We start from the raw sequence: 13154 nt of genomic DNA, 5'->3' as shown, positions 1-13154 counted from the left end.
CTCTCAATCCCGGGGCAGCCCGAGGATCCGCTCGGCTACGACGTTGAGCTGCACCTGAGTGGTGCCACCGGCGATGGTCAGGCAGCGCGACATCAACACGTCGTGCAGGGCGCGGCGTCCGTCACCTTCGTCGACCGCACCCGACGGCCCGAGGAGTTCCAGCACCAGCTCGGCCGTGCGCTGCTGATGGGTCGTCTGCACGAGCTTGCGCACACTCGCTCCGGCGCCCACGTCCCGGCCGGACACCTGCCGCATGGTGGTGCGCAGACCGAGGCAGGCGAGGGCATGTGCCTCGGCTGCCAGCGCTCCGATGCGCGCCCGGTGGGAGTCGTCCAGCTCACCCGCCCGGGCGAGCAGCGATTCCACCCCGGCACCGAAGGTCAACTGGTCCGCCATGTGAACCCGCTCGTTGTCGAGCGTGTGACGAGCCACCCTCCAGCCTTCTCCCACCCTTCCGACCACCGAGTCCGCAGGGAGCCAAACCTCGTCGAAGTACACCTCGTTGAAGAGGGACTCGCCCGTGATCTCCCGCAGTGGGCGGATGTCGATGCCGTGGCCCCCCTTCATGTCGACGAGGAAGAAGGTCAGACCCCGGTGCTTCGGGGCCCGCGGGTCGGTGCGGGCGAGCAGGATGCCGTAGTCGGCGCTCTGCGCCGCACTCGTCCAGACCTTCTGCCCGTTGACGCGCCACCCCCCGGCGGGATCGGGAGCGGCCCGGGTGCGCAGTGCGGCGAGGTCCGAACCGGCTCCCGGCTCGGAGAAGAGCTGGCACCACTGCACGTCCCCTCGCAGTGTGGGCCCGAGGAGCCGCTCACGCTGGCCGGGAGTGCCGTACGCGAGGAGGGAGGGAACCACCCAGGTGGCAACGCCGAGATCACTGAGCCGGACCCCTGCCTCCTCAAACACCTCCTGCACCACCAGCTGCTGCACCGGCCCGGCTCCCAGCCCGTACGGCGGCGGCAGATGCGGGGCGGCGTACCCGGTGGCGGCCAGGGTCCGCCGAGCCGCGGCCGGCCCCAGCCCGCGGGCACGGTCGATCACCGCGCGCGCACGGGTGCGATGCTCCTCGGCTGCTCCGCGGCTCTCCTCCGGCAGTCGCACGCGGAGCTGACGGCGCGCCCCGGCTTCGGCGAGGCGCACGGCCCGCAGCCGGTGTGACTCACCGGGGCCGAGGAGTTGGCGGGCCACCAGGGCGCGGCGCAGGTAGAGGTGGGCGTCATGCTCCCAGGTGAACCCGATGCCGCCGAGGATCTGGATGCAGTCCTTGGCGCAGGAGTAGGCGGCGTCGAGGGCGGACCCAGCGGCCAGGGCGGCGGTCAGCCCGCGGACCGCCGGGGGCTCGCCGGCCGCGACGGCCGCGTCCCAGACCAGCGCCTGGGCCTGCTCGATGCGCAGCAGCATGTCGGCGCAGAGGTGCTTGACGCCTTGGAATCGACCGATCGGGCTGCCGAACTGCTCGCGCACGATCGCGTGGTCCACCGCGGTGCGCAGGGCCCAGGTCGCGGTGCCACAGGCGTCGGCGGCGAAGAGCAGGGCCGCCAGGTCGGTCACGAGTGCGCCGTCCAGGTCCAGCAATTGTTCTCGGGGCACCTGGAGCATGTGTGCGGTGACCGAAGCCGTGGGGCGGGTGGGGTCGGCGCTCTCGTGCGCCCTTGTCTCCAGCGCCGCCGCGTCCAACGCGAACCACAGGGTGCCGGTTTCCGCCGTGGCAGCCAGCACGATCAGGTCGGCCCCGGCGCCACAGAGCACCGGCGGGGCGGTGCCGTCCAGGACGTGGCGGCCGTTTCGGGAGGGTGTCGCCCGCAGGGCACCTGGGCTGAGGGCGATGGCGCCGATGCGGCGGCCGTCGGCGAGTGGAGCCAGTGAGGCAGCGGCGGCGGAGCCGGCCCGGCTCAGGACGGCGGAGGTCAGGGCGCTGGGGAGGTAGGGGCCGGGGAGAGCGCACCCGGCAGCCGCTTCGAGGGCGACGGCCAGGTCGACGAGCGTGCCACCGCCCCCGCCGAGCGCGTTGGGCAGGTGGAGACCAAGGAGCCCCTGGGCGGCGAGGCCGTCCCAGTGGGCGGGGCGTCCCACGTGGGCCGAGGGTGGTGCGTCGAGGAGTTTGCGCACCTCGGCGGGTGGTACTGCGCGCGCCACCCATCCGCGCACCGCCTCGGCCAACTCCGCGTGTTCTTGGGTGATTCCGATGCCCATACGGATCCTCGCCGGGTCGAGGGGAGCGGTCGCGGCCACAATAGAACGCGTTTCAATCTGACGGAAGGTCAGATACCTGATCGGTTGTGGAGCCGCACCACGGCGCGCGAGCCCGCGGATGCGGGCGTCGAGATCCGGTTCGCCCCCTCACGGCCTCAACGGGCCCCTCACCGCCGACACCGGGCCCTCTTCTCCACCCAGGTCGTCCCATCACCCGGACCTGCCGGATGCAGTCGTTCCCGAGCGACCTCTTCGGCGTCCTGCCTCATCCGGCACCGCGAGACCCTCACAGGCGCCACCGCCACCCGGAAGGATCACTGACGCCCCCTCGCGGGCAGGACGGGCCCCCACTCCCGGGCTACTGACGCGTAGGGCAGCATGGGCACGCTCGGAGCACCACGTCCGGGCCACCCCCGCGCGCCACCCCGGGCACGCCGAGCCCCGCCAGGAGGAACCATGCCGCCCAAGCCCGCGACCCTCGCCGCGTTCGAGGAAGCCAAGGGCTTCATGCCCGTCGGTGAGGGGCTGGCGCTCTACGAGGCGGCGGTGACAGCCACCCGACTGGGGCTGCCCCTACTCGAAGTGGGGACCTACTGCGGACGCTCCACCCTGTTGCTCGCGGACGCGGCCCGCGAGGCGGGCTTGCTGGCCGTCACCGTCGACCACCACCGCGGGAGCGAGGAACAGCAGCCCGGCTGGGACTACCACGACCCGACGGTGGTGGACCACGAGGTCGGCCGGATGGACACCCTGCCCACTTTCCGGCGAACGCTTTTCAAGGCCGGCCTGGAAGACCACGTCATCGCGGTGGTGGGCCGCTCGCCGCAGGTGGCCGCCACCTGGGGAGGTGAGGTGGGCCTGGTGTTCATCGACGGCGGACACACCGAGGAACACGCCCAAGGCGATTACGAGGGATGGGCCCCGCACCTCGCCCACGGGGGTCTGCTCGTCATCCACGACGTCTTCCCCGACCCCGCCGACGGCGGCCAGGCCCCCTACCGGATCTACCGCCGGGCCCTTGCGTCCGGATGCTTCACCGAGGTCTCGAAGACTGACTCGCTGCGCGTCCTGCGTCGGGTTTCGCCGGGGATCTGAGAACAGGGCCTAGCATCGCCGACGTGCCGTACGACGACAGTCCCCCGCCCCCGGAGTCCACCGCGGCGGTCAGTCCGGACCGCCCGCGCCTGCTGCGCCGCCCCGCCCTGACGATCGCCCTCGCCTCGCTCCTACCGGCCGCGCTGGCCGGTTGGACGCTCCTGAACGCCGTGAACGGACCGGACGACGACAAGCCCGCCCGGGTACTCCCACTCGCCGGGCAGACCTCCCCCAGCCCGACCCCGCACCCCTCCGACTCTTCCACTCCCACCCCTTCCGCCTCCATGGAGCCCTCCCCCACACCCTCGGGTTCGACGACGCCCAGCCGGGCCGGATCTCACCTGCCGCTCACCGGCCGCACCGTGGTCATCGACCCCGGTCACAACCCGGGCAACTTCCAGCACACCCGTGAGATCAACCAACTCGTGGACATCGGCACCAACAAGAAGGAGTGCGACACCACCGGCACCACCACCAATGCCGGTTACAAAGAAGCCGAGTTCACCCTCGACGTGTCCCGCCGCCTGCGGACCGTCCTGGAGGAGCAGGGAGCGAAGGTGGTCCTCACCCACCAGGCCGACCGGGCTTGGGGACCGTGCATCGACGAACGGGCGCGGATCGGCAACGAGGCCGAGGCCGACGCCGTGGTCTCGATCCACGCGGACGGCGTCGCCGCCGGCAACCGCGGCTTCCACATCATCCTGCCCGCCCTGGTCAAGGGCGGCGATGCGGACACCGCTGCCATCGTGGACCCTTCGCGCCAACTGGGCGAACGCATCGCGGGCAACTTCGTGCGCACCACCGGCAGCGCCCCCTCCAACTACGTGGGCAGCGGTACCGGTCTGGTCGTCCGCAAGGACCTGGGTGGCCTCAATCTCTCAACCGTGCCCAAGGTGTTCATCGAATGCGGCAATATGCGTGACGGCAGGGACTCGGCGCTGCTGACGAACGCCGATTGGCGCCAGAAAGCGGCGCAGGGCATCGCGGACGGCGTCGTCGGCTTCCTCGGCGGGTAGGACCCGGGGCGGCTCGGCGTTCGGCGAACCACCGGCATCACACTGCCCGGTGGGGTAGGGCCAAGCGAGTCCCGGACCCGGCCGGTGGGATGCGTACGACATCCGTACGATGGTGGGCCGGGCCACGGGCCCGGCCTCCGCACCACCGCGAGACCGCCCCGACGACACGACCGAGAAGGACACCCAAGTGAACATCCGCTCCCTCACACGAGGTGACGGCGTGGTGATCGGAGCAGCGGTGATGCTGTTCATCGCCTCGTTCCTCGATTTCTACTCCCGCGACTGCTCCGGGGCATCCGCAGTGGTCTGCGACGCAGAGGACCTGTCGAGCGCCTGGGACACCGCGGGCCTTGGCATCGTCTTGCCGGCTGTGGTGTTGACGGGACTGATCGCCGCAACCCTGATCATCGTGGGCCGCCTACAGCCCGAGGGGCGCAAGTTCGCCGGCCTGTCCCTGGCCCAGTGGGGCAGTGCACTGGCCCTGGCGGCGTTCTGGAACTCCCTGTGGTCACTGATGACCGGCCCGGAAACGGACGGTCCGGGCATCGGCGCGGTCCTCGCCTTCCTCGCCACCGGAGCCCTCGCCGGCTCGGCGGTCTTCGGCTCCCGGGTCCCCGGGCTCGGCGCCCCCCTGCTCCCCACCCCGACCCCGCAGGTCGCACAGCCCTACAGCGGGCAGGGCGGGCACGGGTATGGGTACCCGGGAGCCCAGCAGCCGGCGGGCCAGCAACCCTTTGACTCCGGTCTCCAGCACAACCAGGGAAGTGCCTCCCCGCAGCCCCATCAGCAGCAGGGCGGCGCCCCGTACGGGCAGCAGGCTGCGCACGACCAGCCCGAACCCGCGGGCCAGCACGGCGCACCGGGCGCCCATGCCCCGGCGGCGGGTTTCGCGGCCTTCTGGTTCGCGGTGCCGGTCGCGCGCCCCCTGTTCGCCGAGGACGGCTCCCCCACTCCGATCGCCGAACTCGCTCCGGGCACCTGGTACCTGGCCGTGGACCAGTACGGGCAGTCGGCCCTGGTGGCCCAGACCCAGGACGGCCGACGCGGCGTCCTCCAGGACACCTCCGGCATTCAGCGCGGCTAGCCGCGCCCCCCGGCGGGCGCACGACGAAAGCCACAGGCACGACGGCCCTTCGCCCTTCCGGGCGGAGGGCCGTTGCCCTACAGTCTCCTGACGCTCCATCAGTTAAGGGATGCACTGGAAGGGGACACCGTGCGCCTCGGACTCGCACTCGGCTACTGGGGGCGCGAACCCACCCGCGACCACCTCGATCTCGCCGTCGAGGCCGAGCGCCTCGGCTATGCCTCCGTGTGGACCGCCGAAGCCTGGGGCTCCGACGCCTTCACTCCACTGACCTGGATCGCCGCCCACACCTCTCGGATCCGCCTGGGCACCGCCATCGCCCAGATGGCGGCGCGCACACCCACGGCAACGGCCATGCACGCGCTCACCCTCGACCACCTGTCCGGCGGCCGGATGATGCTCGGCCTCGGCCTGTCCGGCCCCCAGGTCGTCGAGGGCTGGTACGGCCGCCCGTTTCCGGCGAGCCCCCTGACGGCGACCCGCGAGTACGTCGACGTGGTCCGGCAGGTGCTTCGGCGCGAGGCTCCCGTGAACCTGGCAGGGCGATATCACTCCCACCCATACGCGGGACCGGACGGCACCGGTCTCGGCCGCCCCCTCAAAGCCATCACCCATCCGCTCCGCCCCGACCTGCCGGTGCTCCTCGGCGCGGAAGGACCGAAGAACATCGCACAGACCACCCGGATCGCAGACGGCTGGCTCCCGCTGTACTGGTCGCCCACCCGCCTGGACGCCTACCGGGCGGCGATCGCGGACGCCCCCAAAGACTTCGTCATCGCGCCGATGGCTCGCGCCTCGGTGTGCCGCGACGTGACGGAGGGTCTGCTGCCGGTGAAGGCGATGCTCGGCTTCTACATCGGCGGGATGGGCCACGCGGCGCGCAACTTCCACGCGGACCTGATGGCCCGCATGGGCTACGAGGAGCAGGCGCGCCGGATCCAGCAGCTCTTCCTCGCCGGGCGCCGCGCCGAGGCAGTACGGGCGGTACCGGACTCCTTCGCGGACGAGATCTCGCTGGTGGGACCCAAGGAACGGATTGCCGAGCGGCTGGAGTTGTGGCGCTCCGGACCGGTCACCGACCTCCTCGTGACCGCAGCGGACCTACACACGCTACGAGTACTGGCCGATCTGAACTCCTGATGCAGGGGCGGGCGTTGAGGGGCGCACCGTCCGGGGCCGGCCGTCGCGGCGGACGGACGGCCCCGGCGCGCGCCGTGTCAGCCGCCGAGCTGGGATGCGGAGGGCACCTGGTCCTTCACCTCCGCGCCCGCGCTTCTGCCGGCGTCCTTCACGCTGTTGATGACGCCCTCGAAACTGCCGATGTCGGCGTCGCTGACTTCGCCCTTGCGGAGTTTGGTCCCGAGGTCCTTCAGGGATTCGATACCCGCCGTCAGCGGTGCCACGGCCTTCGCCAGAGTTTCGTCCCCCTTGGCGTTCTCCACCGCCGCCTTCAGCCGGTTGTAGGTGAAGGCGCCCGCCAGGCCCGCCTTGACCAGGGCGAAGGTGCGGCCGTCCGCCCCCTTGTTGAACTGGCCCTCACGATAGGGCTTGACGATCCACTGGTACGTAGCACCAGCAGCGAGGCCGGCATTCGCGACGAAGCGGGTCTTGGCGAACCTCTGCTGCTCCGGAACGCTGGTCGCGGACCCGGTCGGGCCGGCCGCGGCGTCGCCATCGGCTCCGCAGGCCGTGGCTCCGGCCAGCATCGCGCAGGAGAGCAACAGCGCTACGAGGGCGCGTCGTAGCGGAGCGGTACGGAGCACGACAGACCTCCACGAGCGGCGGATGCTTCCGCTGGCAGCCTCGCTTCGCGCTCCGGGGCACGCCACCTGGAGCACCCATTCGAGTCGTTCACCCGACCCGCCCGACCATGCTCCCAGGTGGGTGAGACCCCTCCGCCAGTCAGGTATGGCGGGTGGGACGCACGCTCTTCAGGCGCAGCACCCCGGATCGAGCCCGGCAGGCAACTGAAGGCCGCCGAAGACGGCCGTCGTAGCCTCGTCCCCGCCGAGCGCGGCAACGGCCAGCAGCAGGGAGCCCGCGGTCCAGGTGGTCTGCTCGACCGGCCACACGGCCCGGTCGTCGAAGACGTAGCCGGTCCAGTACAGCCCGCCCTCGGCCCGCAGGTGCCCGAGGGACTGAAGGATCTCCAAAGCCCGGTCCGATTCGCCCATCGCCCAGAGCGCGAGTGCCAGTTCGCAGCTTTCGCCACCGGTCACCCACGGGTTGGGGAGCACACAGCGCACGCCGAGCCCGGGGACCACGAACTCCTCCCAGCGGTCCTCGATCCGCTGCTTGGCCTCGGTGCCGGTCACCGCCCCGCCGAGGACCGGGTAGTACCAGTCCATCGAATAGCGGTCCTTGTCCAAGAAGCGCTCGGGGTGACGAAGGATCGCGTGCCGCAGCGCGCCGGCCGACAGTTCCCAGTCGGGCTGGGGCTCCTCGCGGTGACCGGCCATGGCCAGGGCGCAGCGCAGCGCCTGGTAGATGGAGGAACAGCCGGTCAGTAGCGCCTGTGGTACCGCTGTGTCGTCGGGCTCACGCTTCCAGCCGATCGCGCCACCGGGCTGCTGGAGACCGAGGACGAACTCGACCGCGGCGTAGACCACCGGCCACATCCGCTCCAGGAAGGCGTCGTCGCCGGTGGACAGGTAGTGGTGCCAGACGCCGACGGCGACGTAGGCGCAGAAGTTGGATTCCTTGCCGGCGTCCTGGGGCCGGTCGGTGAGCACCCCCTCAGGAGTATCCGGGTAGGCGGCGTACCAGGAGCCGTCACCGTTCTGGTGGCGGGCCAGCCACTCGTAGGCGCGGGCCGCGGCCTGGTGCTCACCCGCCGCGTCCAGGGCCATGGCGGCCTCGGTGTGGTCCCATGGATCGAGGTGGTGCCCTCGGTACCAGGGGATGGCGCCGTCCTCGCGCTGCACCGCCAAGATCGCGGCAACGGTCTCGGCGGCCTGCTCCGCGGTGAGCACTCCCGACAACGCGAGACGCTCGGTACGCCCGGGGGAGCTCATTTCGCCGCGCCCGCGGGAAGGTGCGGCTTGGTCGCGTACGCCACGAAGCTCTTGCCGATCAACGGATTGAGTGCCTGTTCGGCGAGCCGGGTGGCCAGCGGCTTCTTCATGATGTCCCAGACCAGCAGCTTGTGGTACGCCTTCACCGGCAACGCCTGGTCGTTGTCCACGCCGAAGGCGCACTTGAGCCACCAGTAGGGCGAGTGCAGGCCGTGCGCGTGGTGGGTGCCGTAGGGCTTGAGGCCCGCCTGCTTCATCTTCCCCAGCAGTTCGTCGGCCCGGTAGATCCGGATGTGTCCGCCCTCGACCTCGTGGTAGGCGTCGGAAAGTGCCCAGCAGACCTTCTCCGGGCCGTAGCGCGGCACGGTGATGGCGATCCGGCCGCCGGGGCGCAGGACGCGGACCATCTCCGCCAGTACGCCCTTGTCGTCCGGGATGTGTTCCATGACCTCCGAGATGATGACCACGTCGAAGGAGTCATCGGGGAAGGGCAGCGCGAGCGCGTCGCCCTCCATCGCGGTGGCGGTGGCACCGACGGGGGCCTCGCCCGCCTCCTTCATGGCCGCGAACCACTTGGCGACCTCCCGGATCTCCTCGCCGTTGCGGTCGAGCGCCACGACCTGGGCGCCGCGCCGGTAGCACTCGAACGCGTGCCGGCCTGCGCCGCAGCCCAGATCGAGTACGCGGTCGCCGGCGGCGAGCGGGAACCGGGAGAAATCGACGGTCAGCACGAGGGCCTGCCTTCGTGGTCGGGAGTTGCGGGCGGTTCGGAGCGGGATGGTCGGAAGGGGATCGGCTGCGCCCCTGAGGCGGTCACCGGCCCGCAGCAATCGCCGCACGGTAGTGCGCGACGGTCCCTTCGGCTGCCTTCGCCCAGGTGAAGTTGGCCAGGACTCGCTCGCGACCGGCGGCGCCGAGACGGGCCCGCAGCGCGTCGTCGTCCAGCAGGCGACCGAGTGCGGCGGCGAGCGCCTCGGCATCGCCCGGCGGGACGGCCAGGCAGGTTTCGCCGTCGGGGCCGGCGACCTCGGGAATCGCGCCTCCGGTGGTGGCTACGAGCGGCGTACCCGTGGCCATCGCCTCGGCGGCCGGGAGGGAGAAGCCCTCGTAGAGGGAGGGAACGCAGGAGATCTGGGCGCTGCGCACCAGGTCGACGAGTTCGCGGTCGGTGACGCCCTTGACGAATTCGACGGCGCCCTGGAGTCCGTAGCGTTCGATGGCGCGGGCGACCGGCCCGTGTTCGGCACGCTTGCCGACGACCACGAGGTGGGCGGCGGGGCGCTCGGTGCGCAGTTTGGCGAGGGCTTCGACGAGGTGCACCAGGCCCTTGAGCGGGACGTCGGCACTGGAGGTGGTGACGATCCTCCCGGGCACTTCGGCCACGGTCGAATCCGGGGACCACAGTTCGGTGTCGGCGCCGATGTGGACCACGTGGATGCGGTCGCGCGGGACGCCGAGGTGACTGGCGATCTCCTGTTGCGAGGAGCCGGAGACGGTCAGTACGGACGACAGTCGGCGGGCGACCCTCTTCTGCATGCGCGTAAAGGCGTACCAGCGGCGTACCGAGACCCGTTTGAGGCGGTCCTTGGCGGCGTCGAGGTCCAGCTGGCGGTCCACGGTGATGGGGTGGTGGATGGTGGTGACCAGGGGCGCGCCCAGGTTGCCCAGGAGGCCGTACCCGAGTGTCTGGTTGTCGTGGATGATGTCGAAGTCACCGCGTCGGGCCGCCAGGTGGCGGCGGGCCCGCAGGGAGAAGGTCAGCGGCTCGGGGAAGCCACCGGTCCACATGGTGGCGACTTCCAGGGCGTCCACCCAGTCCCGGTACTCGCCGCGTGCGGGGGTGCGGAAGGGGTCAGGCTGCCGGTAGAGGTCGAGGCTGGGGAGTTCGGTGAGGCTCAGGGCGCCGACGCCGGGCCCGGAGACATCGTCGAGCACGGCGTACGGCTGGGCTCCGATGACTTCGACCGTGTGCCCGAGCCGGGCCAGCTCCCGCGAGAGGTGTCGGACGTAGACGCCCTGGCCGCCACAGAACGGGTTCCCCTTGTAGGTGAGGAGCGCAATGCGCAACGGGCGTTCGCCGTCGGTGGTCGAACCCGTGAAAGGGCTCGCCACCATGGCCTCAGCGGACACTCTCGGCCCCCTTCTCACTACATTTCCGCCGGAGCGTAACCGCTCGGTTAATCTAGAACAAGTTTCAGACTTGACCGGTCAAGGAGCATTGAATCTACCCGCCGGAAACCACACCGTAAGAGCCACGGCAGGTGATTCGCGCCACGACTGGAGCTCCTGACATGCTGAGCCCCAGCACTGCGCGAAAGAATGTCACAGAACGCCAGGATTGGGACATATGACAGCGGAAGCCCGAGCCGCCAACCCCGCTTCCCCGCCCTTGACGGAGCGCCAGGAAGCCCGCCGGCGTCGCATCCTGCACGCCAGTGCCCAACTGGCCAGCCGGGGCGGCTTCGACGCGGTCCAGATGCGGGAGGTCGCCGAATCCTCCAGTGTTGCGCTCGGCACGCTCTACCGCTACTTCCCCTCCAAGGTGCACCTCCTGGTCGCGACCATGCAGGACCAGCTCCAGCACATGCACGCGACCCTGCGCAAACACCCGCCGGCCTCGGACGAGCCCGCCGAACGAGTGGCGCAGACGTTGATGCGTGCCTTCCGCGCCCTCCAGCGCGAGCCCCAGCTCGCGGACGCCATGGTGCGCGCCCTGACCTTCGCCGACCGCAGCGTCAGCCCCGAGGTGGACACCGTCTCGCGGCTCACCACAGCGATCATCCTGGACGCGATGGGGCTCCAGGCGCCTGCGACCGCCGAGCAACTCTCCGCGGTGCGGGTGATCGAGCACACCTGGCACTCGGCGCTGATCACCTGGCTCTCCGGCCGCGCCTCGATCGCCCAGGTGAAGATAGACATCGAGACGGTCTGCCGGCTCATCGACCTGACGGCCCCCGAGCAGAGCTGACGGCGGCAGACCCGAGCCGACTACTCCTCGGGCGGGAAGACCAGTTCACCGCTGCGCACGAGGGTGATGGTGATCGCCTCCACCGGACACCCCTCGGCGGCTTCGAGCACACCCGCTTCCGCCTCCGCCTCCTCCTGCCGGGGATGGGACTGCCGGGCCGAGTCGAGGCGGAATCCGCCGGGCGCGTGGTTCGCGCACATGCCCGAGCCGATGCAGACCCCGCGATCCACCTGGATGCGCCACCGGTCCCCCATCACCCCTCCCAGCCGGACGGCAGGTGGATCATCTTGTGCTCCAGGTATTCACTGAGCCCCTCCGGCCCGAACTCCCGCCCCACCCCGGAGTTCTTGTAGCCCCCGAAGGGGCCGAGCATGTCCAGGCTGAAGGTGTTCACGTTGTACGTGCCCGTGCGCACCCGGCGGGCGAAGTCGATGCCGCGGGCCACGTCCGCGGTCCACACGCTGCCACTGAGTCCGTACTCCGAATCGTTGGCGATCCGCGCGGCCTCCTCCTCGTCCCCGTAGGGCAGCAGGCAGATGACCGGGCCGAAGATCTCCTCCCGGGCGATCCGCATCGCGTTGTCCACCCCGCCGAAGAGCGTCGGCTCCACGTACCAGCCGCGTTCCTGACCGGCTGGCCGGCCACCGCCCGCCAGGAGCTTGGCGCCCTCCTCCTGGCCGATGCGGATGTAGTCGAGGCAGCGCTGCTGCTGCCGCCGGGCCACCAACGGCCCGATCTGCGTCGCGGGGTCCAGAGGATCGCCCACCACCAGGGCGGTGGCGGCGGCGGCCAGCGCCTCGGCCACCTCCTCGTACCGGCTGCGGGGAGCCAGGATCCGGCTCTGGGCGACACACGCCTGACCGTTGTTCATCCAGGCCGCGGGCACGATCTGGGCGAGCGCGCTGTCGAGGTCGGCGTCGGGCAGGATGACGGCCGCCGACTTGCCGCCGAGTTCGAGGGTGACTCGGGTGAGGTTGCGCGCGGCGACCTCCATGACCCTTCGGCCAGCGGACACCGAGCCGGTGAAGGAGACCTTGTCGATGCCCGGGTGTCCGACCAGGTACTCGCTGACCTCCCGGTCGGCGGGCAGGATCGACAGGACCCCTTCGGGCAGGCCCGCCTCCCCGACGATGTCGGCCAGGAGGTAGGAGTCGAGCGGTGACTCAGGAGAGGGCTTGAGCACCACCGAGCAGCCGGCCAACAGGGCGGGCGCGAGCTTGGCCGCGGCGACGAACTGCGGAACGTTCCAGGGTGTGACGGCCGCCACCACCCCCACCGGTTCCCGGCGCACCAGGATCCGTCCGAGCACGCCGTCGCGGAACTCCTCGTACGGGTAGTCACGGGCGACCGTGATCGCCGCGTCCCACACCATCATGGCGCCCAGCGCCTGGGCCAGCACGCTCCAGGAGTAGGGGGAGCCGTTCTGGGAGCTGATCGACCGGGCGATCTCCTCGTGCCGTGCCGCGATCCCGTCCTTGATGCGCCCCACCACCTGCATGCGCTCGGCGAGGGGCAGTTGCGGCCAAGGGCCCTCGTCGAAGGCCCGGCGGGCGGCGGCGACGGCCCGGTCGACGTCCTCTCGGGAGGCGTGCGGCACCCGTCCGAGGACTCGTTCGGTATGGGGGGAGATCACCTCGATGGTCTCGGTGCCGAGCGGATCGACGAACTCTCCGCCGATGAAAAGCCTCTGGTGCTCCACGAGCTCGGTCATGGTGGTGCCTGCCCTTCCCGACGGCCTACCCCTGACGCTTCTTCAGATTCAGAACTGATACCAGTTCCACTTC

General features: G+C 70.8%; 12 protein-coding genes. 5 read left to right on the top strand and 7 right to left on the bottom strand.

Features of this window, described 5'->3' with window-relative positions; translation table 11 throughout:
* Window positions 1-3: 3 nt before the first annotated feature.
* Entirely contained in the window at window positions 4-2193 is a 2190-nt protein-coding gene (locus tag ACFYMC_RS01045) for an acyl-CoA dehydrogenase (protein ID WP_388516826.1), read from the bottom strand.
* A 456-nt stretch (window positions 2194-2649) separates the two neighbouring features.
* On the opposite strand from ACFYMC_RS01045, the gene ACFYMC_RS01040 reads away from it, so the two are divergent.
* The 4 genes from ACFYMC_RS01040 (at window position 2650) to ACFYMC_RS01025 (ending at window position 6528) form a co-directional block, all read left to right on the top strand.
* Window positions 2650-3288 (top strand): class I SAM-dependent methyltransferase, encoded by a 639-nt coding sequence (locus tag ACFYMC_RS01040; RefSeq protein ID WP_388516823.1) that lies wholly within the window; start codon window positions 2650-2652, stop codon window positions 3286-3288.
* Window positions 3289-3311: 23 nt separating this feature from the next.
* Window positions 3312-4304, top strand: coding sequence for an N-acetylmuramoyl-L-alanine amidase (locus ACFYMC_RS01035; RefSeq protein WP_388516820.1), 993 nt, complete (start codon window positions 3312-3314; stop codon window positions 4302-4304).
* Between the two features lie 187 nt (window positions 4305-4491).
* Window positions 4492-5388 (top strand): hypothetical protein, encoded by an 897-nt coding sequence (locus ACFYMC_RS01030; protein ID WP_388516817.1) that lies wholly within the window; start codon window positions 4492-4494, stop codon window positions 5386-5388.
* Window positions 5389-5517: 129 nt separating this feature from the next.
* The gene (locus ACFYMC_RS01025; protein WP_388516815.1) at window positions 5518-6528 is read left to right on the top strand and encodes an LLM class F420-dependent oxidoreductase; all 1011 of its coding nucleotides are present in this window, start codon (window positions 5518-5520) and stop codon (window positions 6526-6528) included.
* A 77-nt stretch (window positions 6529-6605) separates the two neighbouring features.
* On the opposite strand, the gene ACFYMC_RS01020 is transcribed toward ACFYMC_RS01025, so the two are convergent.
* From ACFYMC_RS01020 to ACFYMC_RS01005, 4 genes are all read right to left on the bottom strand, one after another.
* Window positions 6606-7151, bottom strand: a complete 546-nt coding sequence (locus tag ACFYMC_RS01020) for a hypothetical protein (RefSeq protein ID WP_388516812.1) — start codon at window positions 7149-7151, stop codon at window positions 6606-6608.
* Window positions 7152-7319: 168 nt separating this feature from the next.
* On the bottom strand, window positions 7320-8402 hold the full coding sequence (locus tag ACFYMC_RS01015) for a prenyltransferase (RefSeq protein ID WP_388516809.1): 1083 nt from the start codon (window positions 8400-8402) through the stop codon (window positions 7320-7322).
* Window positions 8399-9133, bottom strand: a complete 735-nt coding sequence (locus tag ACFYMC_RS01010) for a class I SAM-dependent methyltransferase (RefSeq protein ID WP_388516806.1) — start codon at window positions 9131-9133, stop codon at window positions 8399-8401. The genes ACFYMC_RS01015 and ACFYMC_RS01010 overlap by 4 nt, the downstream gene beginning before the upstream one ends.
* An 82-nt stretch (window positions 9134-9215) precedes the next feature.
* Entirely contained in the window at window positions 9216-10532 is a 1317-nt protein-coding gene (locus ACFYMC_RS01005) for a glycosyltransferase family 4 protein (RefSeq protein ID WP_388516803.1), read from the bottom strand.
* A 217-nt stretch (window positions 10533-10749) separates the two neighbouring features.
* Here ACFYMC_RS01005 and ACFYMC_RS01000 point away from each other — a divergent pair, with 217 nt between their 5' ends.
* Window positions 10750-11370, top strand: coding sequence for a TetR family transcriptional regulator (locus tag ACFYMC_RS01000; RefSeq protein WP_388516800.1), 621 nt, complete (start codon window positions 10750-10752; stop codon window positions 11368-11370).
* Between the two features lie 20 nt (window positions 11371-11390).
* Here the strand turns inward: ACFYMC_RS01000 and ACFYMC_RS00995 are convergent, their stop codons facing one another.
* Complete coding sequence (locus ACFYMC_RS00995; RefSeq protein WP_388516797.1) at window positions 11391-11624, bottom strand: ferredoxin; 234 nt, start codon at window positions 11622-11624, stop codon at window positions 11391-11393.
* Entirely contained in the window at window positions 11624-13081 is a 1458-nt protein-coding gene (locus ACFYMC_RS00990; RefSeq protein ID WP_388516794.1) for an aldehyde dehydrogenase, read from the bottom strand. The genes ACFYMC_RS00995 and ACFYMC_RS00990 overlap by 1 nt, the downstream gene beginning before the upstream one ends.
* Window positions 13082-13154: the final 73 nt, after the last annotated feature.

The sequence above is a fragment of the Streptomyces sp. NPDC006879 genome (genome assembly GCF_042869595.1).
GTDB lineage: Bacteria > Actinomycetota > Actinomycetes > Streptomycetales > Streptomycetaceae > Streptomyces.
Note: the sequence above shows the minus strand (reverse complement) of the source record. Positions and strands in the feature narration are given on the sequence as shown.